At 70.9% G+C, this 23,471-nt stretch carries 17 protein-coding genes; 10 read left to right on the top strand and 7 right to left on the bottom strand.

The annotated features are described in order from the left end of the window. Positions 1 to 2: 2 nt before the first annotated feature. Positions 3 to 182 carry a cysteine-rich CWC family protein gene (locus AC0N04_RS01490; protein WP_474277895.1) on the bottom strand — a complete coding sequence of 60 codons (180 nt, stop codon included), beginning with the start codon at positions 180 to 182 and terminating at the stop codon, positions 3 to 5. Between the two features lie 232 nt (positions 183 to 414). Here AC0N04_RS01490 and ahpC point away from each other — a divergent pair, with 232 nt between their 5' ends. After that, the gene (ahpC, locus tag AC0N04_RS01485) at positions 415 to 990 is read left to right on the top strand and encodes an alkyl hydroperoxide reductase subunit C (protein WP_474277893.1); all 576 of its coding nucleotides are present in this window, start codon (positions 415 to 417) and stop codon (positions 988 to 990) included. Between the two features lie 227 nt (positions 991 to 1,217). Next, complete coding sequence (gene ahpF, locus AC0N04_RS01480; protein ID WP_474277891.1) at positions 1,218 to 2,786, top strand: alkyl hydroperoxide reductase subunit F; 1,569 nt, start codon at positions 1,218 to 1,220, stop codon at positions 2,784 to 2,786. Positions 2,787 to 2,812: 26 nt separating this feature from the next. On the opposite strand, the gene AC0N04_RS01475 is transcribed toward ahpF, so the two are convergent. From AC0N04_RS01475 to AC0N04_RS01465, 3 genes are all read right to left on the bottom strand, one after another. After that, entirely contained in the window at positions 2,813 to 3,187 is a 375-nt protein-coding gene (locus AC0N04_RS01475) for a hypothetical protein (RefSeq protein WP_474277889.1), read from the bottom strand. A gap of 94 nt (positions 3,188 to 3,281) precedes the next feature. Further along, positions 3,282 to 5,879, bottom strand: coding sequence for a serine/threonine-protein kinase (locus AC0N04_RS01470; RefSeq protein ID WP_474277887.1), 2,598 nt, complete (start codon positions 5,877 to 5,879; stop codon positions 3,282 to 3,284). Further along, positions 5,876 to 6,433: an ECF-type sigma factor gene (locus AC0N04_RS01465; RefSeq protein ID WP_474277885.1), complete on the bottom strand. Its 558-nt coding sequence runs from the start codon at positions 6,431 to 6,433 to the stop codon at positions 5,876 to 5,878. Before AC0N04_RS01465 ends, AC0N04_RS01470 begins: the two co-directional genes overlap by 4 nt. Positions 6,434 to 6,595: 162 nt before the next feature. On the opposite strand from AC0N04_RS01465, the gene AC0N04_RS01460 reads away from it, so the two are divergent. The 3 genes from AC0N04_RS01460 to AC0N04_RS01450 all read left to right on the top strand — a co-directional run bounded on the left by AC0N04_RS01460 (position 6,596) and on the right by AC0N04_RS01450 (position 10,826). Next, entirely contained in the window at positions 6,596 to 7,090 is a 495-nt protein-coding gene (locus AC0N04_RS01460; RefSeq protein ID WP_474277883.1) for a hypothetical protein, read from the top strand. Between the two features lie 172 nt (positions 7,091 to 7,262). Further along, positions 7,263 to 9,437 carry a TonB-dependent receptor plug domain-containing protein gene (locus AC0N04_RS01455; RefSeq protein WP_474277881.1) on the top strand — a complete coding sequence of 725 codons (2,175 nt, stop codon included), beginning with the start codon at positions 7,263 to 7,265 and terminating at the stop codon, positions 9,435 to 9,437. Between the two features lie 228 nt (positions 9,438 to 9,665). Next, complete coding sequence (locus AC0N04_RS01450) at positions 9,666 to 10,826, top strand: tetratricopeptide repeat protein (protein WP_474277879.1); 1,161 nt, start codon at positions 9,666 to 9,668, stop codon at positions 10,824 to 10,826. 18 nt (positions 10,827 to 10,844) lie between these two features. On the opposite strand, the gene cphA is transcribed toward AC0N04_RS01450, so the two are convergent. Together cphA and AC0N04_RS01440 are read right to left on the bottom strand one after the other, a co-directional pair. Further along, entirely contained in the window at positions 10,845 to 13,427 is a 2,583-nt protein-coding gene (gene cphA, locus AC0N04_RS01445) for a cyanophycin synthetase (RefSeq protein ID WP_474277878.1), read from the bottom strand. A 45-nt stretch (positions 13,428 to 13,472) separates the two neighbouring features. Further along, positions 13,473 to 15,677: a cyanophycin synthetase gene (locus AC0N04_RS01440; RefSeq protein WP_474277876.1), complete on the bottom strand. Its 2,205-nt coding sequence runs from the start codon at positions 15,675 to 15,677 to the stop codon at positions 13,473 to 13,475. A gap of 200 nt (positions 15,678 to 15,877) precedes the next feature. On the opposite strand from AC0N04_RS01440, the gene AC0N04_RS01435 reads away from it, so the two are divergent. Next, on the top strand, positions 15,878 to 18,193 hold the full coding sequence (locus AC0N04_RS01435) for a cyanophycin metabolism-associated ABC transporter (RefSeq protein ID WP_474277874.1): 2,316 nt from the start codon (positions 15,878 to 15,880) through the stop codon (positions 18,191 to 18,193). 15 nt (positions 18,194 to 18,208) lie between these two features. Further along, positions 18,209 to 18,694 carry a cyanophycin metabolism-associated DUF1854 family protein gene (locus tag AC0N04_RS01430; RefSeq protein WP_474277872.1) on the top strand — a complete coding sequence of 162 codons (486 nt, stop codon included), beginning with the start codon at positions 18,209 to 18,211 and terminating at the stop codon, positions 18,692 to 18,694. A 46-nt stretch (positions 18,695 to 18,740) separates the two neighbouring features. Here AC0N04_RS01430 and AC0N04_RS01425 read toward each other — a convergent pair whose 3' ends face one another. Further along, on the bottom strand, positions 18,741 to 18,968 hold the full coding sequence (locus tag AC0N04_RS01425) for a hypothetical protein (protein WP_474277870.1): 228 nt from the start codon (positions 18,966 to 18,968) through the stop codon (positions 18,741 to 18,743). A 110-nt stretch (positions 18,969 to 19,078) separates the two neighbouring features. Between AC0N04_RS01425 and AC0N04_RS01420 the strand changes: the two genes are divergently transcribed. The 3 genes from AC0N04_RS01420 (at position 19,079) to AC0N04_RS01410 (ending at position 23,451) form a co-directional block, all read left to right on the top strand. Beyond that, positions 19,079 to 20,713 (top strand): sensor histidine kinase, encoded by a 1,635-nt coding sequence (locus AC0N04_RS01420; protein ID WP_474277868.1) that lies wholly within the window; start codon positions 19,079 to 19,081, stop codon positions 20,711 to 20,713. After that, complete coding sequence (locus AC0N04_RS01415) at positions 20,710 to 21,435, top strand: winged helix-turn-helix domain-containing protein (protein ID WP_474277866.1); 726 nt, start codon at positions 20,710 to 20,712, stop codon at positions 21,433 to 21,435. Before AC0N04_RS01420 ends, AC0N04_RS01415 begins: the two co-directional genes overlap by 4 nt. A gap of 84 nt (positions 21,436 to 21,519) precedes the next feature. Further along, entirely contained in the window at positions 21,520 to 23,451 is a 1,932-nt protein-coding gene (locus AC0N04_RS01410) for a potassium transporter Kup (RefSeq protein WP_474277864.1), read from the top strand. Positions 23,452 to 23,471: the final 20 nt, after the last annotated feature.

Raw genomic sequence — 23,471 nt, 5'->3', positions numbered from 1 at the left:
GCTCAGTCGATCGACGCGCCAGCGGCCAGTGCCCGCAGACAGGCCGGGCACAGGCAGCCGGCATAGCGCTCGCGCAGGTGGCCCTGCAACTCGGCGCTGAGCGTGATCGCGACGCAGTGGCAGGGCTGCGGGCCGTCGGCGCCGCAGTCAAATCGCCCGCCGCAGCGCGGACAGGCCTCCACGCCCGACGGCCGCGGTGCGGCGGGCGACGCGGCTGCTGGGACAGCAGGGCTTGGAAGCGGATTCACCTGCGCAGTGTGGCACGGCAGCGGGTGGCCGAGGGGACGGGAATGAATAGAGAGGAGCTATCGTCGTCATTCCATCAATCAATCCACAACATGCCGCGCTGCACATAACATTCACTCCGTCGCAGGTATGTCACCCGCTTCCTTCAACCCCTCCAGAAAGAGACCCATGTCCCTGATCAACACCCCCGTCCAGCCGTTCAAGACCACCGCCTTCGTCAACCGCGGCGGCAAGGGCGAGTTCATCGAAGTCACCGAGCAGAGCCTGAAGGGCAAGTGGTCGGTGCTGATCTTCATGCCGGCGGCGTTCACCTTCAACTGCCCGACCGAGATCGAGGACGCGGCCGACAACTACGCCGAGTTCCAGAAGGCCGGTGCCGAGGTCTACATCGTCACCACCGACACGCACTTCTCGCACAAGGTCTGGCACGAGACCTCCGCCGCCGTCGGCAAGGCCAAGTTCCCGCTGGTGGGCGACCCCACCCACACGCTGACCCATGCCTTCGGCGTGCACATCCCCGAAGAAGGCCTGGCCTTGCGAGGCACCTTCGTGATCAATCCGGACGGCATCATCAAGACGCTGGAGATCCACTCGAACGAGATCGCCCGCGACGTCTCGGAAACCCTGCGCAAGCTCAAGGCGGCGCAGTACACCGCCGCCCACCCCGGCCAGGTCTGCCCGGCCAAGTGGAAGGAAGGCGCCAAGACGCTGGCCCCGTCGATCGATCTGGTCGGCAAGATCTGAAGCGGCTGGAGCCACCCGAGCGACCCGGCGCAAGCCCGGGTCGGTCGCGTCGGTTCCCCCTCGCTTCGGTCACGGTCGCCCCGTGACCCCGGTTTCGACGGCAGGCCGGCGGCCTGTCCGTCCCCGGATCAGACCCGGTTGAAAGCATCGGCGGCCACGCGCTCCGGGTGCTTTCGATCAGGTCGGAACGACCTCGCCTGAACACGCCACCGCACAAGGACCGCAGCATGCTGGACGACACCACCCGGGCCCAACTGGCCACCTACTTCGAGCGCATCACGCAGCCCATCGAGCTGGTCGCGAGCCTCGACAACTCCGCCAGCGCGTCTGACATTCGCGAGCTGCTGACCGAGATCGCCGCCATCGCGCCGGCCAAGATCACGGCCCGTTTCGACGGCAGGTTCGAACGCCGGCCCTCGTTCCAGGTCACCCGCACTGGGCAGGACATGGGCCAGCACTTCGCCGCGCTGCCCATGGGCCACGAATTCACCTCGCTGCTGCTGGCGTTGCTGTGGGCCGGCGGCCATCCGCCCAAGGTCGAGCCCGAGGTGATCGAGCAGATCCGCGCTCTGGACGGCGAGTTCGCCTTCGAGACCTGGATGAGCCTGACCTGCCACAACTGCCCGGACGTGGTGCAGGCGCTGAACCTGATGGCGGTGCTGAACCCGCGCATCCGCCACGTGGCGATCGACGGCGGCCTGTTCCAGCCGGAGGTGGAGGCGCGCCAGATCATGGCCGTGCCGGCGGTGTTCCTGAACGGCCAGGCCTTCGGCTCGGGCCGCATGGAGCTGGCCGAGATCCTGGCCAAGGTGGACACCGGCGCGGCGGCACGCGACGCCGCCAAGCTGGACGCCAAGCAGGCCTTCGACGTGTTGATCATCGGCGGTGGTCCGGCCGGTGCCGCCGCGGCGATCTATGCCGCGCGCAAGGGCATCCGCACCGGCATCGTGGCCGAGCGCTTCGGCGGCCAGACGCTGGACACCTTGGCGATCGAGAACTTCGTCTCGGTGCCCGAGACCGAGGGGCCGAAGTTCGCTGCGGCGCTGGAAGCCCACGTGCGCCAGTACGAGGTCGACGTGATGACCGGCCAGCGGGTGGCGGCGCTGGAGCCGGCCGCGGCGCCCGGCGCCCTGGCCGGCGTGCGGCTGGACAACGGTGCCGTGTTGCACAGCCGCACCGTCATCCTGGCCACCGGCGCGCGCTGGCGCAACGTGGGCGTTCCCGGCGAAGCCGAATACCGGACCAAGGGCGTGGCCTACTGCCCGCACTGCGATGGCCCGCTGTTCAAGGGCAAGAAGGTGGCGGTGATCGGCGGCGGCAATTCCGGCGTCGAGGCGGCGATCGATCTGGCCGGCGTGGTGCAGCACGTCACGCTGATCGAATTCGCCGATCAGCTCAAGGCCGACGCGGTGCTGGTCAACAAACTGAAGTCGCTGCCCAACGTCGAGATCCACGTCAACGCGCAGACCACCGAGATCACCGGCGACGGCCAGAAAGTCGACGGCCTGTCGTTCAAGGAACGCGCCACGGGCGTCGAACACCATGTGGCACTGGCCGGCGTGTTCGTGCAGATCGGGCTCGTGCCGAACACCGACTTTCTCAAGGGATCCGCGGTGGAGCTGTCGCGCTTCGGCGAGATCGTGATCGACGCCAGGTGCGCCACCAGCGCGCCCGGCATCTTCGGCGCCGGCGACGTGACGACCGTGCCCTACAAGCAGATCGTCATCGCTGCCGGCGAAGGCGCAAAGGCGGCGCTGAGCGCCTTCGACCATCTGATCCGCACGCCGGCGGCCTGAGCGCCGAGGCCAGCGGGGCCGCGGAGTCAGGTCGGCTTGGCGGCGCGGTCATGGCCGAGGCTCTGGTTCGAGATGCCTGGATCGACGCGGACGGGCTCGCCGGTGGACGTGTTGATCACCGTCACCGTGTAGCGGAAGCTGAGGTTGTCGTCGGCGGCGTCGTACAAGGCCACCGTGTGCCTGTCGGTCCGCCAGCAGGGGTAGGGGAAATCGTCGCCCGGCTCGCTCACCACCACGGCATCGGCGCTGGGGAATTGGTGGTTCGCGGCGTCCAGCCTGAAGACGATCAGCGTGTCGGGCGCGGTGACCACCACCGGGTTGGGCGTGCAGACCGGCAGGCCGCTGCCGGGATCCAGCGTGACCAGGACGCTGACGACGTCGTCGGAGTTCGAGTTGCTCATGGGTGTGATCGGAACAGGGGACCTGCGACTTCGCCTGCGCACGCCCCGCAGGACGCGGACCCCACCGGAAGCCGAGGTCGGCGGGGTGCCCGGCTTATCGGCGGGGCGCAGGGCGGACTTGAGCGGCATCCAGCAGCGACTGCAGTTCGTCCGCCAGTGCGCGCGTGTGCCCCTCCGCCCGGGCGGTCTGCGGCAGGGCCTGCAGGCGCTGTGCCGCGCGCTGCCACAGCGCGCGCGCGTCGCCGTCTCGCCCCTCCCGGTCCAGGCGTTCTCCGGTGTGCAGCTCCAGTTCGACCACGTCGCGGATCTCGTCGGGCTGCTTGAGCGCAGGGGGGAGCCCGTGCAGAAAACGCAGCACCTCCGGCAGCAGGCCAGGCTGGTCGGCCCAGCGCAGGCGGGCATCGAGCCAGCGTGCGGGCAGCAGCAAGCGCCAGCGCTGGGCGCCGCTGCTGGCCAGGCGGTGCATCCGGCCGGTCAGCGCTCGCAACTCGGCTCGCGCCGCGGCCAGGTCCGCGTGGGGTGGCGAGGCCAGCGCCTCGACCAGGGTCAGGTGCGCCATGCCGGCCTCACCCTGCCACTCCAGGTTGGACGGATCCTGGGCCTCGATCGGGTTCCACGCGGCGACGGACCGACCGGCGCTGTCGAGGGCCGCCTGCGGGTCGCCCTGCTGCATCTGGGTTCGGGCGATGTCGTTCCAGGTGACGGCGCGCTGGGCGGCGGCATGGCGATCGCTGGCGGCGTTCGGGCCGCCTTCCAGGACCGCCAGCTTCTCGCGCAAGGTCCGCTCGGCCCGTTGGGGTTCGTCGGACGCCACCTGGACGTCGGCCAGCCAGCCCAGCGCCATGGCGAGGTCGTAGGCGACCTGCGGCCGCGACGGGAGCTGGGTGCGCCACAGGGCCGTCTCCGCCTCGAACGCCTGGCGCGCCTCGCCCAGGCGCCCCTGCTCCAGCCAGACCACGCCCAGGTTGTTCAGGGCCCAGGCTTTCTCGGCCTGCCACTCGGGCTTGTCCGGCGCCTGGGCCAGCAATTGATCGGCCAGCTGGCGGTACGCGGTGAAGGCGGTTTCGGCCTCGGCGGCCTGGCCGCGGCGCCAGGCCGCGTAGCCGATCCAGTACTGGCTTTGCGCGTGGTCGAACAGGCGCTGCGCGTCGTGCGGCGAGCGTGCCAGCAGCGCGGCGGTGCTGGCGGCGGCCTGGCGGAACAGGCGCTCGGCCTGGTCGAGCTGGCCCCGCTGGTCGGCGATCTCGCCGATCAGGTGCAGCGCGCGGGCGCGCCGGCCCAGCGCGTTGGCGTCCATCTCCTCGGGGCGCTGGGCGGCGTAGTACTGCAGCGCGCGCTGCCCCACCACGTCCAGCACGTCCAGCCGGCCGACGGCCTGCAGGCGCTGGTGCAGATCGCCCAGCATGAATTCGACCAGGCCTTCGGCCTGCTCGTGCTGGTGGCGCAGTTCCACCGACTTCCAGGCCACCAGGCCCAGCGTGCCGCTCAACGACAGCAGCACGGCGGCGCTCAGTCCCAGCGCCAGCCAGTGGCGGCGCACGAAGCGCGTGCTGCGGTAAGCGAGGCTGTCGGGCCGTGCCGAGATCGGTTCATGGGCCAGCCAGCGGCGCAGGTCGTCGGCCAGTTCGGCGGCCGAGGGGTAGCGTTCGGCGGGGGTCTTCTTCAAGGCCTTGGCGACGATGGTGTCCAGGTCGCCCCGCAGCGCCCGGATCTGCGGCGCCGCCACGCCGGTGTCGCCCGTCTGGCGTTGCGTGCGCAGCAGCTGCGACATGCGCGGCGCCTCGGTGTGCACGGCGCGCAGCGCGTCCAGCGCACTGCCGTCGGGGGGCAGCAGCGGGTGCCGGTCGGTCAGCAACTGGAACAGCAGCACGCCTAGGGCGTAGACGTCGGTGGCGGTGCTGACGTCGCCGCCCTCGATCTGCTCGGGCGCCGCATAGTGCGGCGTGAAGGCGCTGCCCTGGTGGCGTGTCAGGTCCAGTGTTTCGGCGGTGTCGAGCGGGTCGCGCAGCAGCTTGGCGATGCCGAAGTCCAGCAGCTTGATTTCGCCGTCCGCGCTGACCAGGATGTTGCCGGGCTTGAGGTCGCGGTGCAGGATCAGGCGGCTGTGGGCATGCGAGACGGCCGCCAGCACATCCAGGAACAGCCGCAGGCGCGCCGGCAGATCGAGCTGCCGTCGCCGGCAATAACGGTCGATCGGCTGGCCGTCGATGTATTCGAGCACCAGGTAGGGCTGGCCGCTGTCGCCCAGGCCGGCGTCCAGCAGGCGGGCGATGTTGGGGTGGGCCAGGCGCGCGAGCAGGCGGCCTTCGCGGGCGAAACGCTGGCGCGCCTCGTCGCCCAGGAGTCCGGCATGCAGGAACTTGATCGCCACGCTGCCGTCGTAATGGCCGTCGGTGCGATGGGCCAGCCAGACGCTGCCCATGCCGCCATGCCCCAGCTCGCGCTCCAGCGTGTAGGCGCCGATGCGCTGGCCCTCGTGGTGCCCGCCGTGGGGCAGGGCGGGCTGCTCCAGCAGGCGGTCCAGGGCCTGGTCGGCGGTCTGCGCCAGCAGCAGGGCCATCTGCTCGGCCAGCGCCGGATCGCTGTCGCGCAGCGCCTGCAGGCGCGCGGCGCGCTCCGGCGGCGGCAGGTCCAGCCACTCGTCGAGCAGCGGACTCAGGCGCGGCCAGAGCGCGGGATCGAACGGGGTCATCCGCTTTTGAGCGTCGCGGCCAGGAACAGCTTGGCCTTTTGCCAATCGCGCTGCACGGTGCGCTCGGTGACGCCCAGGCTGTCGGCGATGTCGGCCTCGGACAGTCCGGCGAAGTAGCGCATCTCCACCACCTGCGTCAGGCGCGGCTCGTGCACCGCGAGCGCTTGCAGGGCCTCGTGCAGGCGCAGCACCTCGTCTTCGTGCTGCCACAGTTGATCGCCCAGGGCCGTGTCCAGCGTCACGTGCAGCGCCGGGCCGCCACGCCGGTCGGCCTGCCGGGCTCGGATCAGGTCGACCACCACCGAGCGCATGACCCGCGCCGCGTAGGCCAGGAAATGGCGGCGGTCCTCGAACTGGCTGTGGTCAGCGCGGCGCAGGCGCAGATACGACTCGTGCACCAGCGCCGTGGTGTCCAGCTGCGTCAGGTCGCCGGACTGCCGCAGGCGGCTGCGCGCCAGGCGCCGCAGGTCCGCATAGAGCAGGGCGATCACCCGGTCGGCGGCCAGCGCATCGCCGTCGCCGGCGGCTTTCAGCAGAAGGGTGATGTCGGTCATACAGCGGGTCGGAATGTAACAAATCGCCGGCCATGTCGGGAGGGCGCGCCGCGCTGCGTATTGACAGGTAGACCGATGGCGCCGCGGGATCCCCCCAGGCGCTCGGGCCAGGTTCTGAACGGGTCAGCCATGCCACCTTCTTCACTTCTTCCGCCCCACCTCATGTTCGATCGCGTGATTCCGGCCTTCACCGAACCCGCCCGCAGCAGCGTGGTCGCGCCCATAGGCACCGTGTCCAGCCTGGCCGCGCTGGCGGCCCTGGCGCAGCGCGAGGCCAAGCGCTGCTGGTCCGCCAGCGACTGGGTGGGCGTGCTGTGGATGGATTTCTGCCAGGGCGAGGGCGCGCAGGACGTGCACGCCGTGTCGGCCCATCGCGATCGCCTGGCCCGGCTGGCGCGGCCCTACCTGCGGACCTGCGATCTGGTGACGCGGGTGGGACAGACCGAACTGGCCGCCATCCTGCACACGGCGGACCCGGCGGCGCTGGACAAGGTGTGCCGCCGCCTGCACAAGGCCTGGGACGACGCGGGCGTGCCCTCCAGCCGCGACGGCGGCTTGCGGCCGATCATCCGCACCCATGCCTTGCGGGGCCATTCGGCCAACATGACTGCCTTGCTGCGGGCGGTGCAGACCGGCGAGGCCTTTTCACCGGCCTGACGCGGCGGGATGCCGGCGGGCCCCGCGTCGAGTGCCGTGCCCGCGGCGACTTGCGAGGGTCGGTGACCGACGTCGCGACGCCGACCCCCGCTGGCCTGGGGCCGATCCGGAGCCGCACCCGGACCTCGCTCGGGTAAGCTGCCGGTATCAAAAGGTAACGCTGGGAGGCGTGATGGCGTGCTCGCGGGCGGTGGGGGTCGGTGTGGCCGCGTGGCTGGGTGGCCAAGCGGCGCTGGCCCAGGTCGAGGCTCCGGCGACGGCGGCGTCGGCCGCCCCTGTCCAGCGCATCGAGGTGCAGGGATCTGGCGCGCTGCAGGCGCGGCGGGCGGCGGTGGGCGCGGTGGTGGTGGTCGAGCGCGCCGAGCTGCTGCGCCAGGGCGACACCCGCATCGCCGAGGCGCTGCGCCGGGTGCCGGGTGTGACCGTGGTCGACAACGGCTCCGGTGCACCCGAGATCCGGCTGGCCGGCCTGGGGGGCGGCCACACCCAGCTGTTGCTCGACGGCGAGCCGGTGCCGCCGGGCTTTTCGCTCGAGACCTTGTCGCCCGAGGCGGTCGAGCGGGTGGAGGTCCTGCGCGCCGCCACCGCCGACCAGAGCCAGCAAGGGATCGCCGGCAGCATCAACCTCGTGCTGAGGCGCCTGCCGCGCCGTGCCGAGCGCAGCCTCAAGCTGAGCGAAGGCTGCCAGTTGGGGCAGGCGAAGACCCGCGTCGACGGCCATGTCGGCGACCGCGACGGCGCTCTCGCCTGGGGTCTGGGCCTCGGCGTGGCGCGCGACAGCTCCCTCTGGCCCGCCGTGTGGCGACAGTGGACCACCGATGCCGCCGGTGTGACGCAGCAGGACTACCGCACCGACAAGCGCGAGGCCGAGACCCAGGACAGCCTGACGCTGACGCCGCAGGCCACCTGGACGCTCTCGCCCCGGCAGACGCTGAGCACCGATCACCTGGTGCGCGTGGTGCATTCGCGGATGTCGTCGGCCGATCAGCGCGACAGCCTGGCCGGCACGCCGCCGCTCTATGCCACCGACCTGCTTCAGCTCGGTGCCACCAATGCCCAGTGGCGCAGCCACCTGAACTGGGCGCTGAGCCGCGACGACGGCGCGACCGCGAGCCTGAAGCTGGGCCTGACCTGGCAGCGCCGCCATTCCGGCGCCGACTTCAACGGCCACGATGCGCTCGGCCTGTGGCTCAAGAGCGAGCGGGTCGACTCCCTGGCCACCGATGCCGGGTTGACCCTGGCCGGGCGCTGGCGCCAACCGCTGGGCGCGTCGCATGCGCTGAGCGGCGGCTTCGATGCCGAACAGCAGCAGCGCAGCGAGGACCGCGTGCAGACCGATCGGCCGCTGCCCGGCGGCCTGCCGGTCGACAATCTGGACGAGGCCTATCAGGCGCACATCCGCCGCCTGGCCGGGTTCGTCCAGGACGAGTGGGACCTGGGCCAGGGCTGGACCGCGACGCCCGGCTTGCGCTGGGAAGGCCTGCAGACGCTCAGTGAAGGGCGCACGCTGCCGGCCGTCAGCAGCGTCTCCAGCGTCTTCAGCCCGGTGCTTCAGGCCCTGTGGCATGTACCGGGCCGGGTCGACCAGATCCGCCTCGGCCTGTCGCGCAGCTACAAGCCGCCGACGCCGCGCGACCTGATGCCGCGCCGCTACGTCACCGCCGACAACACGCCCACCACGCCGGACTGGCAGGGCAACCCGGACTTGCGGCCCGAGCTGTCATGGGGGCTGGATGCGGGCTGGGACCACCCGCTGGGCAAGCGCAGCCAGATCGGCGTGAACACCTACCTCAAGCGCATCCAGAACGTGATCGTCGACCAGTTGCTGGAGCAGAACGGCGAGTGGCTGCTGGTGCGCGCGAACCAGGGCGGTGCCCGCGCCTGGGGCCTCACCGTGGATGCGCAGTGGGCGTTGCGCGAGCGCTGGCCCACGGCGCCCGACCTGGACGTGCGCGCCAGCCTGGGCTGGAACCGGTCGCGGGTCGACGCGGTGCCGGGCCCCGACAACCGCCTGGCCGATCAGACCCCGCTGACGCTGACGCTGGGTCTGGATCAGCGCCTCGCCGGCGAGGCACTGGCGTGGGGGGGCAGCTACGCCTGGTCGGCCGGCGGGCCGCAGCGCGAATCGGCGGCACGCCTGGCCTACGCCACCTACGCGCGCACCCTGGACCTGTATGCGCGCTGGGCCCCGTCGCCCGGCATCCACTGGCGCCTGGGGGTCGAGAACCTGCTGCATCCGGACGAGAGCACCGGCCAGACGGTCGAGGCGTCCGGCATGGCCTATCACCTGGGCCAGTGGCTGCATGCCGGCACCACCGTGCGCCTGACGCTGGAGCACACGCTCTGACGGAGCGGCCCGCCGGGGCCGCCTCGATCGCCTCCCCGTGCGGGCCGCCGCAGCCGGGCGATCGCGCCGCCGAGAAACCCTGCTCTTGATCGCAGCGCGCGATGCGCCTAGTCTGCAGGGTGCGCCGGGCATCGGTGGCAGGCGTTCGCGATGCCACCGCTGGCCTGCGGCGCAAGGAGCAAGGCGATGGCCCAGGTCCGGATCGGATCGCGAGCGCGGCGATGCCCAGTGCGCACCGCGGGTCTGGCCCTGTGCCTGGCCGCTTTCGGGCTGGGGCTGGCCGGGTGCGCGACGCCGCAAGCCCCGCCGCCTCCGCCCGGCCTGTTCCTGGATGGCGCGTTCTCGGCGCCGGCCAAGACGGCCGACGCCGACCGCCTGTTCGCCCTGAGCCCGGCGATGCGGGACTTTCTGGCGGCGCACCCCGAGTTGAACCGCGGCGCCCCCCGGCGCGAACGGGCGCTGCTGCGGGCCCTGCAAAAAGGGGGCGCGCTGCGGCTCGATTACGACGCGGTGCTGACCCGCAATGCCGCGCAGGCTTTCGACGCCCGCGCCGGCAATTGCCTCTCCCTGGTCGTGATGACGGCGGCCTTCGCCCAGGCGATGGACATCGACGTGCATTTCCAGCAGGTCGAGGTCGACGAGAACTGGAGCCGCCACGGGGGCCTGTTCGTGGCCGCCGCGCACGTGGATCTCGTGCTCGGACCGCGTGCCGGCCCGATCGAGCGCACGATGCGGCCGGGTGAGGACACGCTGGTCGTCGATTTCCTGCCGCCGTCGGATCTGGCGGGGCGCCGGGTCCGCCCGATCGACCCGTCCACCGTGGTCGCGATGTACCTGAACAACCGGGCGGCCGAATCGCTGGTGACCGGCACGCTGGCCGACGCCTATGCCTTTGCCCGCGAAGCGATCGCCCGCGACCCGGGCCTGGCAACCGCCTACAACACGCTGGGCGTCATCTATGCCCGCAGCGGCCATCCGGACACCGCGGTGATCGCGTTCCAGCAGGCCTTGCAGCGCTCGCCCGATGACCTCAACCTGATGGCCAATCTGGCCGGTGCGCTACGGGCCACCGGCGATCTCGCGCGGGCCGACGCGCTGGCGGCCGAACTGGCGCGGCGCCAGCCGGATCCGCCATTCGCCTTTTTCGAGCGCGGTCTGGCTGCTTATCGGGCCGGCGAGTGGGCGCAGGCGCGCAGCCTGTTCGCACGCGAGATCGAACGCGATCCGGACAACGACGAGTTTCATTTCTGGCTCGCGGTGGTCGACGCCCGCCTGGGCCACCTGGCCAGCGCCCGCGACCAGCTGGCCCAGGCCTTGCGCCTGAGCACGCGCCAGGATGACCGGGCGCTTTACGCGGCCAAGCTCGAACGCCTGCGTGCGCTGCGTTGACGCGTGTCCACGCGCCGCTCAGGCCGGGGTCGCCGGCGCGTCCTGCGCCACCCGCTGGGCCAGGTGGGCCAGCGCCTCGTCGACCTGGTCGACCAGGATCAGGCACAGGTCGCCCGGCTCCAGCCGGGCCAGCGCCGCGTCGATGGCCACGAACTCGCCGCGGATCTCGTCGACGAAGCGCGTGCGCGGCGCGCCCTCCAGACCCTGGCGCAGCAGCGCCAGCACCTCGCCGTCCTGGCGGCCACGCTGGCAGGCGTCCTGGAACAGGATGACGTCGTCGAAAGCCTGGCCGAGGATCTGGGTCTGTTCGCGGATGTCGTCGTCACGGCGGTCGCCGGCGCCGCTGATCACCACCGAGCGCCGGCGTGCCGGCATGGCCTCGACCGCCTGTACCAGGGCGCGCATCGCATCCGGGTTGTGGCCATAGTCGGCGATCAGCGTGGCGCCCCGGTAGTCCATCACGTTGAAGCGGCCGGGGGCGTTGTCGGCGTCGTTGACGAAACTGGCCAGACCGGCACGGATCGCGTCCCAGTGCAGGCCGGCGCCCCAGGCGGCGCCGACCGCCGCCATCGCGTTCTCGACCTGGAAGCCGATCGTGCCGCCGCGGGTCAGCGGAATGTCGCCGAGCAGCACGCCTTCGCGCCAGTTGCCTTCGGAGGCCACGATGTGGCCGTCGTCGACGAACACGCAGCGCTGGCCCTGGGCCCGGTGCGTGGCCAGCACCGGGTGGTGGCGGTCGGCGGCGAAGTAGATGATGCCGCCGGGGCAGGTGGCGGCCATCTTGACGACGTTCGGATCGGTCGCGTTGAGCACCGCATAGCCGTTGTCGGCCACGTTCTGGACGATCACGCGCTTGAGCACCGCCAGATCCTCGACGGTGGTGATGTAGTTCAGTCCGAGATGGTCGCCGGCGCCGATGTTGGTCACCACGGCGACCTGGCAGCGGTCGAAGCCCAGGCCCTCGCGCAACACGCCGCCGCGGGCGGTCTCGAACACCGCGGCATCGACGTCCGGGTGCATCAACACGTTGCGCGCGCTCTTCGGCCCGGAGCAGTCGCCCGAGTCGATCTGCCGGCCGCCCACGTGCACGCCGTCGGTGTTGGTCATGCCCACGCGCAGGCCGTCGGCGGCAAACAGGTGGGCGATCAGCCGGGTCGTGGTGGTCTTGCCGTTGGTGCCGGTGACCGCGATGATGGGAATGCGGCCGTCGTCGCCGGGCGGGTAGAGGTGGTTGATGATGGCTTCACCCACCGCGCGGCCCTTGCCGAACGAGGGCGACAAGTGCATGCGCAGGCCCGGGGCGGCGTTGACCTCGACCACGCCGCCGCGCTGCTCCTCGAGCGGGCGCAGCACGCCCTCGCACACCACGTCGACGCCGCAGATGTCCAGCCCGATCATCTGCGCCGCGGCCACGGCGCGCGCGGCGACCTCGGGGTGGACTTCGTCGGTGACGTCGGTGGCGGTGCCCCCGGTGGACAGGTTGGCGTTGTTGCGCAACAGCACCCGTTGGCCCTTGGCCGGCACGGACGTCGGCGTCAGGCCCTGGATCTGCAGGCGCGCGACCGCGATGTCGTCGAATCGGATCTTGGTCAGCGAGGTCGCGTGGCCGTCGCTGCGGCGCGGATCGGCGTTGACCTGATCGACCAGTTCGCGCACCGTCTGCACGCCGTCGCCGATCACATGCGGCGGCTCCCGCCGTGCTGCCGCCACCAGGCGGTGGCCGACGACCAGCAGGCGGTAGTCGCTGCCGGCCAGGTATTTCTCGACCATCACGTGGCCGATCTCCTCGGCCGCCTTGTAGGCGATCTCCAGGTGTTCGCGCGTCATCACGTTGACCGTCACGCCCTTGCCCTGGTTGCCGTCCTGCGGCTTGAGCACGACCGGCAGGCCGATCGCCTGGGCGACCTGCCAGGCCTCGTCGGGGCTGTCGACCGGCCGGCCCACCGGCACCGGTACGCCGGCGGCGCTGAGCAAGGTCTTGCAAAGGTCCTTGTCCTGCGCGATCGACTCGGACACCGCGCTGGTGGAATCGACCTCGGCGGCCCAGATCCGACGTTGCTTGCTGCCCCAGCCGAACTGCACCAGCGACCCGCTGGTCAGGCGCCGGTACGGAATGCCGCGTGCGACCGCGGCGTTGACGATCGCGCCGGTGGACGGGCCGAGGCGGATGTCCTCGTCGAGTTCGCGCAACGCGGCGATCGCGGCCGCGGTGTCGAAGCCGTCGTCGGCCTTCAGTGCCGCATGGATCAGCGCTTCGGCGGATTTCAGTGCCTTGCGGCCGACCTCTTCCTCCGAGTATTCGACCACCACCTGGAAGACGCCGGCCTCGACCGTCTCGGTGCAGCGGCTGAACGTCACCGGGCAGCCGGCCTGGGCTTGCAGCGCCAGCGTCGTCGCTTCCAGCACGTGGGCCAGCGAGATCTGGTCGGGCGGGCGTCGCAGCGGGCCCAGCGCCGGGAACAAGGCCCGCAGGCGGGTTTCGAAGTCCGGCAGCGAGCTCAGCGAGCGCTCGGCGGTGTCGCAGGCCACGATGGCCTCGATGGCGGTGTGCCGGCTCCAGAGATTGGGGCCGCGCAGGGCGCGAATGCGGGAGATGTCCATGAGCGTGTCGGGTCCGACGTCGGGGGGCGTGGAGGAGGCGGGCGTTCAGCGCGGCGCGCGCAGGTCGAAGGTCTCGATGCCGGCGGCAATCAGTTCGGGGGTGATGCCGAAGGCCCAGGTTACCGCGGTGGCAGCGAGCAGCGCCTCGGCGAGACCGGCGTCGCCGGCCAAGCCGCGGCGGGCCAACAGGGCGTGCAGGTCCAGGCCGGCCTGGTCCGCCGACGGGCCCAGCAGCCGCACCTGGCCGTGGCGCAGGACCGCGGCCCTGCCGCCCTGCGCAAGGTGGGCCGTGAGCGCGGGCGGCAGCGCCTGGCCGGGCTGCTCGACGGCGTACATCAGGACCTCGCCGTCGCACAGCTCGGCCATCGCCGCGATGCGCTCGTCGGCGGCATTGAGCACGCCCACGCCATCGCCAAAGACCACGTCGATCTGGGTGCGCAGGACCTTGTAGAGACCGTCGGCCGCGTGCAGGTCGTGGCGCTCCAGCCCCTGCCAGCCGTCGAGATCGGTGACCACGCCGACATGGCAGCGGTCATAGGGCAGGCCGTCGTCGAGGATCATCGCGGCGCCGTTCTCGAACACCGCGGCGCGCGCCTCCCGGTTCATCAGCAGGCGATGGCTTGCGTCCCAGTGGGGCTGGCCGGCCGGCTCGATGCGGCGGCTGCCCAGGAACAGGCCCTGTTCGCAGGCCAGCGCGGTCGGCTGGCCCGAGAGGTGGATCAGCCAGGCGATGGCGCGGGCGATCAGCGCCGTGTTGCGGCTGCCGGCCACGCCGATGATCGGAATGCGTCCCGGATGGGCGTCGTGCTCGTTCTCGGGGAACAAGTGTTCGACGATCGCCTGCCCGACCGGGCGCGGCTGGCCCACCGCGGGCTTCAGGTGCATCAGCAGGCCCGGGCCGGCATTGACCTCGACGATCGCGCCGCCCTGCTCGGCCAGCGGCCGCGAGATGTCCTCGCAGACCAGGTCCAGGCCGGCGATGTCCAGGCCCACCGTGCGCACCGCCAGCGAGGCCTGGTAGGCCACCTCGGGATGGACCTCGTCGGTGCAGTCGATCGAGACGTTGCCGTTGCGCTGGACCAGCACCCGCCGGCCGGCGGCCGGCACGGCGTCGGCGGTCAGGCCCTGGCGCTGCAGGTCCAGGCCGATCGCCCCGTCCTGGGCGGCGTCGAGCCGGTTCAGCGGATGGGCTTCGGTGCTGCCGCGGCGCGGGTCGGCGTTGATCTGGCTGTCCACCAGCTGGCTGACGGTGCTGCGGCCGTCGCCGGTGATCCAGGCGCTCTCGCCGCGGGCGGCGGCGACGACCTTGCCGCCCACCACCAGCAGGCGGTGCTCGTTGCCGCGGATGTGGCGCTCGACCAGCACCTCGCTGCCATGGCGCAGCGCAAAGGCGTAGGCGGCCTCGATGTCGGCGCGCTCGGTCAGCTCCAGCGTCACGCCGCGGCCGTGGTTGCCGTCACTGGGTTTGACGACGACCGGGGCGTCCATGTCCTGCGCCGCCTCCCAGGCCTCGTCGGGACTGTTCACCACGACGCCCTCGGGGACCGGCACGCCGCAGGCCTTGAGCAGGGTCTTGGTCAGGTCCTTGTCGCCGGCGATGCCCTCGGCGATCGCGCAGGTCAAATCGGTTTCGGCGGTCCAGATGCGGCGCTGGCGCGCGCCATAGCCCAGTTGCACCAGGTTGCCGTCGTTCAGGCGGATGTGCGGGATGCGCCGGTCGGTGGCCGCCGAGACGATGCAGGCGGTGGACGGCCCCAGGTAGCAGTCGTCGATCGCCTCGCGCACGGCGGCCACCGCGGCGTCCACGTCGAAGGCATCGCCGTTGATTGCGGCCATCAGCAGCGCATGGCCCTGGGCCAGCGCGGTGCGGCCGACCTGTTCGTTGCGTGCCCGGAAGACCATGCGATAGACGCCGCGCTGCGAGGTGCTGCGGGTCTGGCCGAAGCCGGTGGGCATGCCCGAGAGGTTCAGCAGCTCGATCACGCAGTGTTCGAGGATGTGGCCCGACCACGTGCCCTCCTGCAGGCGCTGCAGGAAGCCGCCGCGTTCGCCGACGCCGCAGTGGTGTTCTTCCAGCGCCGGCAGCCAGGCCAGCAGGCGCTGGGTGAAGCCCGGCAACTGGTTCGACGGAAAGTCTTCGAGCTCGCCCAGGTCCATCCAGACTTCGATCACCGGCCGGTAGGTCCAGATGTTGGGGCCGCGCAGGTAGGTGACGCGCTGGAGCTCGATGTCTTTTTTCCGGTCGGTCATGGACGGGCAGTGTGGCGGGCTGGGGGCAGGCCGTCGCGGGCGGGGGCCTGGTGAAGGGGAGGGTGCACGCGGCCGTGCGGGGCGGATTTTGCGCTTGGATTCGAGCCGTACCGGCGGTTCAGTGGCGACCGGGTTCTGCGCCGAACCGCGTTTGACGGAAAATCATGCTCTTTGCCACGCTTGCGTTCCGACCTTCCACGATGCCTCAACACCTTTCCGAGTCTCCTCCGAGCCGCGTGGACGCAGGGGCCTCGGCACCGCTGGAAGACGGGGAAAACGTTTTGGCCAGCCTGTCGGTTGACCTCGACGATCGCCTTCATTTCTCGCCCGGCCAGTTGCTGCTGACCGATCGCCGGCTGTGGGCCCGCGTGGGCGGTGGCGCGTGGCAGGGTTTCGAGCTGAGCCCGGCGCGGGTGCTGCGCCACGGCGACCATGCCGGCGTCGGCACCCTGGAGCTGAGCGACGGCCGGCAGCGGCTGGCCGTCTGGCGCTTCACGCTGGCGGTCAACGTGCAGGCCCTGCGCCTGGCCCGGCGCTTCGAGCAGTTGCAACAGGCGCGCGCCAGCGGCCTGCCGGCCCAGGGCGAGGACCCGACCCGCTGCCCCTCGTGTCACGCCCCGCTGCCCGACGACAGCGACGAGTGCCCCGTCTGCTACCGCGAGCTGAACAGCCCGCCGTCGACCTGGGTGCTGTTGAGGCTGTGGCGTTTCGCCAGGCCTTACCAGGGGCGTCTGCTGCTGGGTTTTCTGATGATGCTGGCGTCCACCGCCGCCACCCTGGTGCCGCCGTACCTGACGATCCCGCTGATGGACGACGTGCTGATCCCGTTCGAGAGCGGGCAGCGCATCGACACCGGCCTGGTGCTGTGGCTGCTCGCGGGACTGCTGGGCTCGGCCCTGCTGGCCTGGGGGCTGGGCTGGATCCGCACCTGGCTGCTGGCGCTGGTGTCCGAGCGCATCGCCGCTGACCTGCGCACCACGGCCTTCGAACACCTGCTGGGCCTGTCGCTCGACTACTTCGGCGCCAAGCGAACCGGCGACCTGATGGCCCGCATCGGCAGCGAGACCGATCGCATCTCGGTCTTCCTGTCGCTGCACGCGCTGGATTTCGCCACCGACGTGCTGATGCTGGGCATGATCACCGCCATCTTGTTCACGGCCAATCCCTGGCTGGCGCTGGTGACGCTGCTGCCGCTGCCCTTCATCGCCTGGATGATCCACCTGGTGCGCGACCGCTTGCGCACCGGCTTCGAGAAGATCGACCGCGTCTGGGGCGAGGTCACCAACGTGCTGTCGGACACCATTCCCGGCATCCGCGTGGTCAAGGCCTTCGCCCAGGAGCGGCGCGAGGCGACGCGTTTTCGCGAAGCCAACCAGGCCAACCTGCTGGTGAACGACCGGCTCAACAAGACCTGGAGCCTGTTCACCCCCACGGTCTCGCTGCTGACCGACGTCGGCCTGCTGGTGGTCTGGGCCTTCGGGATCTGGCAGGTCAGCCACCACCACATCACGGTGGGTGTGCTGTCGGCCTTCCTGGCCTACATGGGGCGCTTCTATGGCCGCCTCGATTCGATGAGCCGGATCGTCTCGGTCACGCAGAAGGCGGCGGCCGGCGCCAAGCGCATCTTCGACATCCTCGATCAGGTGTCGAACGTGCCCGAACCGGCCGATCCGGTGGCGCTGCCGCCGCAAGGCCTGTCGGGCGGGCTGGTGCTGGAGAACATCGGCTTTCGCTACGGCAACCGCTCGGTGATCCAGGGCCTGAGCCTGCAGATCCGGCCCGGCGAGATGATCGGACTGGTCGGCCACAGCGGCTCGGGCAAGAGCACCCTGGTCAACCTGATCTGTCGCTTCTACGACGTGAGCGACGGCTCGATCAAGGCCGATGGCATCGACTTGCGCCGCATCGGCGTGGCCGATTTCCGCCGCCACATCGGGCTGGTGCTTCAGGAGCCGTTCCTGTTCTTCGGCACCATCGCCGAGAACATCGCCTACGGAAGACCGGACGCGACCCGCGCGCAGATCGTGGCGGCGGCCCGTGCCGCCCATGCGCACGAATTCATCCTGCGCCTGCCGCAGGGCTACGACTCGCTGGTGGGCGAGCGCGGCCAGGGGCTGTCGGGCGGCGAGCGCCAGCGCATCAGCATCGCGCGTGCGCTGCTGATCGACCCCAAGATCCTGATCATGGACGAGGCGACCTCGGCGGTCGATACCGAGACCGAGAAGGAAATCCAGAAGGCGCTGGACAACCTGGTGCAGGGCCGCACGACGATCGCCATCGCGCACCGCCTGTCGACTTTGCGCAAGGCCGATCGACTGGTCGTGATGGACCGCGGCGAGGTCGTGGAAGTGGGCCCGCACGACGAGCTGATGTCCAGGCAGGGTGCGTACTGGCGGCTCTACATGGCGCAGGTTCGCAAGGCTGAAACCGACGACAGCGGCCGCGACGACCACGACGCGGTGCTGCTGGCCCACCAGTTGCCGCAACCTTCGGCCCATACTGCTGCGGGCGCCTGACGCGCCGACACCCCCATGACCTCTGCCAGCGCACCCGTTTTCCGCCTCCGCCGCGACCCGCTGGGGCAGCTGATCTTTCTCGGTCCGGAGGGCGTCGAGCACGTCGGTGTGACGCCGGTGCGCGCGTTCCCGATCGCGGCGCCGCAGGAGGGCGTGTCGCTGGTCAGCGGCGACGGGCGCGAGCTGGCCTGGATCGACCGGCTGGACGACGTGCCGGCAGCCGAACGCGGCCTGATCGAGGAGGACCTGGCGCAGCGCGAATTCGTGCCCGAGATCCGCCGGTTGCGCTCGGTCTCGACCTTTTCGACGCCCAGCACCTGGGAGGTCGACACCGATCGGGGATCGACCCAATTGGTGCTCAAGGCCGAGGAGGACATCCGTCGCCTGCCGGGCCACCGTGCCAGCCTGCTGATCACCAGCGGCCACGGCATCGTCTTCCGGGTGCGCGACCTGCTGGCGCTGGACCGGCCGTCGCGGCGCTTGCTGGAACGCTTTCTTTGACGGCTGGCGCCGGTGCGGGTGCGTCCCGTTCGACGGCGCGGCCCGCTCAGGTGTCGCGTTGAATCTGCTGGCGGCAGAGGTTCTCGCCGGTGGTCGTCAGGCGCAGGCTGCCGCCGTTCCATTCCAGCCAGTTCAGCGCCACGTAGTCGTCGATGTCACCCTCGGACACTTCGGCGGCGCGGCAGCGCTTGAGCAGGCTGACGGTGTCGGGCAAGGCCTGACGCAGGGCTTCGCGGCGCAACGCGGCGGGCAGCGTGGGCGTGGGGGTGGTCATGGCGCGACGTCCTGAAGTGTGTCCCGACCTTACCACCGCGTCCGCGCCGGCGCTGCGGCGCTTTCGGATCCTGATGCAATCCTGACGCCGCCGCGGCTAAGCTCCGGGCCATGCCGATTGAACCTGTCTCGTCTCCCGCCTTCGCGGCCCGCCTCGGCCGAAGCGTGCCCGGCCTGGCGATCTGGGCCGCCGGTTGGGGTCTGATGCTGTGGCTGGACGGGCGCTTCGACCTGTCCAATCTGGCCATGGTGCTGGTCGCCACGTCGGCGCTGGCGACGCTCTGGCTGACGGTTTCCGCGTCCCTGCTGCTCGGTGCGCTGTCGGTGATGGGGTTCAACTGGGCCTTCGTGCCGCCGCGCCACGGGTTCTCGGTCGACCTGACCCAGCATGCGGTCCTGCTGTGCGCGATGCTGATTCTCAACGGGATCGTGGCGGCCCTGATGGCGGCCCGCCAGCGCCAGGCGGAGCGCGCCCGGCGTCTGGCGGTGCAGGCCGAACAGCTGCGGACCTGGGGCGACCGGCTGCGCGATGCGGACGATCCGACGGTGCATGCCGGCACGCTGCAGGAGTTGTTGAGCGGCCTGGGCGGCGAGCCAGCGGTGGTGATGGTGCTGGGCGGTCGGGCGCGACGGCGCTCCGGTGCCGAGCCAGGCTCCGAGACGGGCGACGACGAGGTGCTGGTAGGCGTCGTCGACGCGGACCAGCGCGCCGGCTTGCGGCACTGCCAGCGCCAAGGCGCGGCGATGGGCCCGGGCACCGGACGCCATTCCGAACTGCCCGAGTGGTATCTGCCCTTGCGCGGCCGCGGCCTGTGTCTGGGCGCGGCGCTGGTGCGGGGGCGATCGGTGCGGCACGCCGACGAGGCGCTTCGCAACCACGCCCAGGCGCTGTGCGACCAGCTGGGCCTGGCCTTGCAGCGCATGGCCCATGAACGCGACGAGGCGGCGGCACGCGAACAGGCGCAGACCCAGGCGGTGCGCAATGCCTTGCTGGCCGCGATCTCGCACGACTACCGCACGCCGCTGGCCACCATCATGGGCGCAGCCTCGTCGCTGGAGTCCCAGGCCGAACGGCTGAGCGTCGCGCAGCGTCATCGCCTCGCGCGCTCGATCGTCGACGAGACCGAGCAACTCAGCCGCCTGACCGACAACACCTTGCAGCTGGCGCGGCTGGACGCGCCTGGCGTCAGTCTGCGCTGCGATTGGGAATCGGCCGAGGACATCGTCGGCGCCGTGCTGGGTCGCGTGCGCCGTCACGATCCGGAGCGCCGCGTGCACGCCCGGCTGGAGCCCGACTTGCCGCTGCTGTGGTGCGACGGCCTGTTGCTCGGACAGATGCTGGACAACCTGATCGACAACGCCCTGAAGTACAGCCCGGCCGGGGCGCCGGTGGAGGTGCTGGTGCGTCGCCTGGCCGATCAGGTGGTGTTGGCCGTGCGCGACCGCGGCCCCGGCATCGCCCCGGCGTGGCGCGAGCGCATCTTCGAGGTCTTTCACCGCGGCGCCGGAGCGGTGGGGGGCGCCGTGGCCGCGCCGCGCGAGGCGCTGGCCCGCCGGGGGGCCGGCGTCGGACTGGCGGTCTGCCGGGCGATCGCCCATGCCCACGGGGGCGAGCTGCGGCTGCGCGCCCGGGGCCATGGGGGCAGCAGCTTCGAGTGCCTGCTGCCGGTGCGCCCGGCGCCACCGCCGCCCGAGGACGACGAGTCGGCTGAGCTGGGCTTGCTGCCTGGCGAGGCTGCGCCATGACGCTGCGGGTCTTGCTGGTCGAGGACGATCGCGAGTTGTGCAAGACCTTGCGCGACGCGCTGGTCGTCGAAGGCTACGACGTGCTGACGGCGGCCAGCTTGTCCGAAGGGTTGGCCCTGCTGACGCATGCGCCGGTGCTGGATCCGCACCGCGCCGACGGCGCACCGGCCGATCTGGTGGTGCTGGATCTGGGCCTGCCGGACGGCGATGGCGAGGCCTTGCTGAGCGCGTTGCGGCGCCGCCATGCCGTGCCGGTGATGGTGATCTCGGCACGCCAGGCCGACGGACAGAAGATCCGACTGCTGGATGCCGGCGCCGACGACTACCTCGTCAAACCCTTCAGCGTGGGCGAGTTGCTGGCCCGCATGCGGGTCGCGCTGCGCCACCGAGGCACCACGGTGCAGGCGGCGCAGACGTTCTACGAGCACGGCGGAGTGGCGGTGGACCTGGTGGCGCAGCGCGTGCAGCGGGATGGCCGCCCGGTCCATCTGACGCCGACCGAGTTTGCGTTGCTGGCCCGGCTGGTGCGCAGCGCCGGGCGGGTCGTGACCCACCGTCACCTGCTGGTCGACGTCTGGGGCGCTGAATTTGCCGCGCACACCCATTATCTGCGCCTGTACATGGCACAGTTGCGGGCCAAGCTGGAGGCGGAACCTTCGGAACCTCGGCTGCTGTTGACCGAGCCCGGGGTGGGCTATCGCCTGGTGGAAGCCGAAGCCTAGCGGCCGGTGCGCCGGGGGGGTGGCCCTTATGCCTTCCTGATGCGGCGCTTGGCACGATGGCGCATTACAAAATCGGACCCCCACATGACATCGCATTCTTCCACCGGTTCGCCGGCCGATCCGTCGTCGTCGTCGGCGGCGTCGACTTCGCCGCATGGCAAGCAAGGCCTGATGGCGCTGGCGCTGGCGGCGATCGGCGTGGTCTACGGCGACATCGGCACCAGCCCGCTCTACACGGTGCCGGAGATCTTCGGCCCGGCCGGCGTCCCGCTGACGACGGAGCACCTGATCGGCGCCGTGTCGTGCGTGTTCTGGGCCCTGATGCTGGTCGTGACGCTGAAGTACGTGATCCTGATCCTGCGGGCCGACAACCGCGGCGAGGGGGGCGGCCTGGCCTTGACGGCGCTGGCCGCGCACGCGGTGTCCGGCCGGCCGGCGCTGCGCAGCGCGCTGATCCTGCTCGGGGTGTTCGGCGCCACGCTGTTCTATGGCGACAGCATCATCACGCCGGCCATCTCGGTGCTGGGCGCGATGGAGGGGCTGGAGGTCGTCACGCCGGCGCTCAAGCCGTGGGTGGTGCCGATCACGCTGGTGGTGCTGCTGGGCCTGTTCATGGTGCAGCGCCTGGGCACGGCCGCGGTCGGCAGGATCTTCGGCCCGGTCCTGCTGCTGTGGTTTCTGGCGCTGGCGGTCACCGGGGTGGCGCACATCGCCCGCCAGCCGGCGATCCTCGCGGCCCTGAATCCGCTGCAGGCGGCCCACTTCCTGGCGGGCCGCGGCTGGCATGTGTTCGCCGCGCTCGGCGCGATCGTGCTGGCATTGACCGGCGCCGAGGCCTTGTACGCCGACATGGGCCATTTCGGCAGGCGCCCGATCCAGCTGGCCTGGAATCTGCTCGTGCTGCCCTCGCTGGCGCTCAACTACATGGGCCAGGGCGCGCTGCTGATCGGCGACCCCAGTGCGATCAGCAACCCCTTCTACAAGCTGTTCCCGGCGTCGCTGCTGGTCCCCACGATCGTCCTGGCCGCGATGGCCACCGTGATCGCCTCGCAGGCGGTGATCTCGGGCGCCTATTCGATGACCCAGCAGGCGATTCAGCTGGGCTTTCTGCCGCGCATGTCGGTGCGCCACACCTCGGCGCGTGAAAAGGGCCAGATCTACGTGCCTGCGGTGAACTGGCTGCTGCTGGCGGGTGTGGTGGCGGCGGTGCTGGGCTTCGGCAGCTCGTCGGCACTGGCGGGGGCCTATGGCATCGCGGTGACGCTGACCATGATGATCACGACAGTGCTGACCTACTTCGTGGTGCGCGAGGGATGGAAGCTGTCGGCGCCGCTGTCGATCGCGGCGACGGCGTTTTTTCTTTGTCTGGATGCCGTGCTGGTGGCCGGTTGCGCGATCAAGTTCTTCGACGGAGGCTGGTTCCCGTTGACCATGGGCCTGCTGCTGTTCGCGGTCATGAGCACCTGGAACCGGGGCCGCGCCCTGGTGCTGGAAAGCATTCGCCGCGATGGCCTGGAGTTGCTGCCCTTCGTCGAGGCGCTGGACCCGGCCGACATGTCGCGGGCCTCGCGCGTGGCCGTCTACATGGTGGCCGACCCGACCACGGTGCCGCAGGCCTTGCTGCACAACATCAAGCACAACCAGGTGCTGCACAGCTGCAACGTCGTGCTGACCGTTCGTTTCAAGGACGTGCCCTTCATGCCCGATGCCGAGCGCGTCGAGGTGCAGGCGCTGGGCCACGAGTTCTGGCGCGTCACGGTCTTCTACGGCTTCATGGATGCGCCCGATGTCCCACAGGCACTGAAGCTGTGCGAGGCCAAGGGCCTGACCATCCCCTTGTTCGAGACCAGCTACTTCCTCAGCCGCGAGACCGTCGTGCCCACCACCGGCAGCGGCATGGCGATGTGGCGCGAACGCCTGTTCGCGACCATGACCCGCAATGCCGGCAACGTCGCCGCGTACTTCCGCCTGCCGGACAACGCGGTGGTGGAGCTCGGCACCCGGGTGCAGATCTGAACCGCCGGGCCGGCGCGGCC

The organism is Ideonella sp. sgz306126 (assembly GCF_056032705.1).
This window is presented reverse-complemented; position numbering and strand designations above follow the sequence as displayed.

Coding starts and splice junctions, on each gene's coding strand:
- ahpC (WP_474277893.1), top strand. CDS start 415: ATGTCCCTGATCAACACCCCCGTCCAGCCGTTCAAGACCACCGCCTTC.
- ahpF (WP_474277891.1), top strand. CDS start 1,218: ATGCTGGACGACACCACCCGGGCCCAACTGGCCACCTACTTCGAGCGC.
- AC0N04_RS01475 (WP_474277889.1), bottom strand. CDS start 3,187: ATGAGCAACTCGAACTCCGACGACGTCGTCAGCGTCCTGGTCACGCTG.
- AC0N04_RS01470 (WP_474277887.1), bottom strand. CDS start 5,879: ATGACCCCGTTCGATCCCGCGCTCTGGCCGCGCCTGAGTCCGCTGCTC.
- AC0N04_RS01465 (WP_474277885.1), bottom strand. CDS start 6,433: ATGACCGACATCACCCTTCTGCTGAAAGCCGCCGGCGACGGCGATGCG.
- AC0N04_RS01460 (WP_474277883.1), top strand. CDS start 6,596: ATGTTCGATCGCGTGATTCCGGCCTTCACCGAACCCGCCCGCAGCAGC.
- AC0N04_RS01455 (WP_474277881.1), top strand. CDS start 7,263: ATGGCGTGCTCGCGGGCGGTGGGGGTCGGTGTGGCCGCGTGGCTGGGT.
- cphA (WP_474277878.1), bottom strand. CDS start 13,427: ATGGACATCTCCCGCATTCGCGCCCTGCGCGGCCCCAATCTCTGGAGC.
- AC0N04_RS01440 (WP_474277876.1), bottom strand. CDS start 15,677: ATGACCGACCGGAAAAAAGACATCGAGCTCCAGCGCGTCACCTACCTG.
- AC0N04_RS01435 (WP_474277874.1), top strand. CDS start 15,878: ATGCCTCAACACCTTTCCGAGTCTCCTCCGAGCCGCGTGGACGCAGGG.
- AC0N04_RS01430 (WP_474277872.1), top strand. CDS start 18,209: ATGACCTCTGCCAGCGCACCCGTTTTCCGCCTCCGCCGCGACCCGCTG.
- AC0N04_RS01425 (WP_474277870.1), bottom strand. CDS start 18,968: ATGACCACCCCCACGCCCACGCTGCCCGCCGCGTTGCGCCGCGAAGCC.
- AC0N04_RS01420 (WP_474277868.1), top strand. CDS start 19,079: ATGCCGATTGAACCTGTCTCGTCTCCCGCCTTCGCGGCCCGCCTCGGC.
- AC0N04_RS01415 (WP_474277866.1), top strand. CDS start 20,710: ATGACGCTGCGGGTCTTGCTGGTCGAGGACGATCGCGAGTTGTGCAAG.
- AC0N04_RS01410 (WP_474277864.1), top strand. CDS start 21,520: ATGACATCGCATTCTTCCACCGGTTCGCCGGCCGATCCGTCGTCGTCG.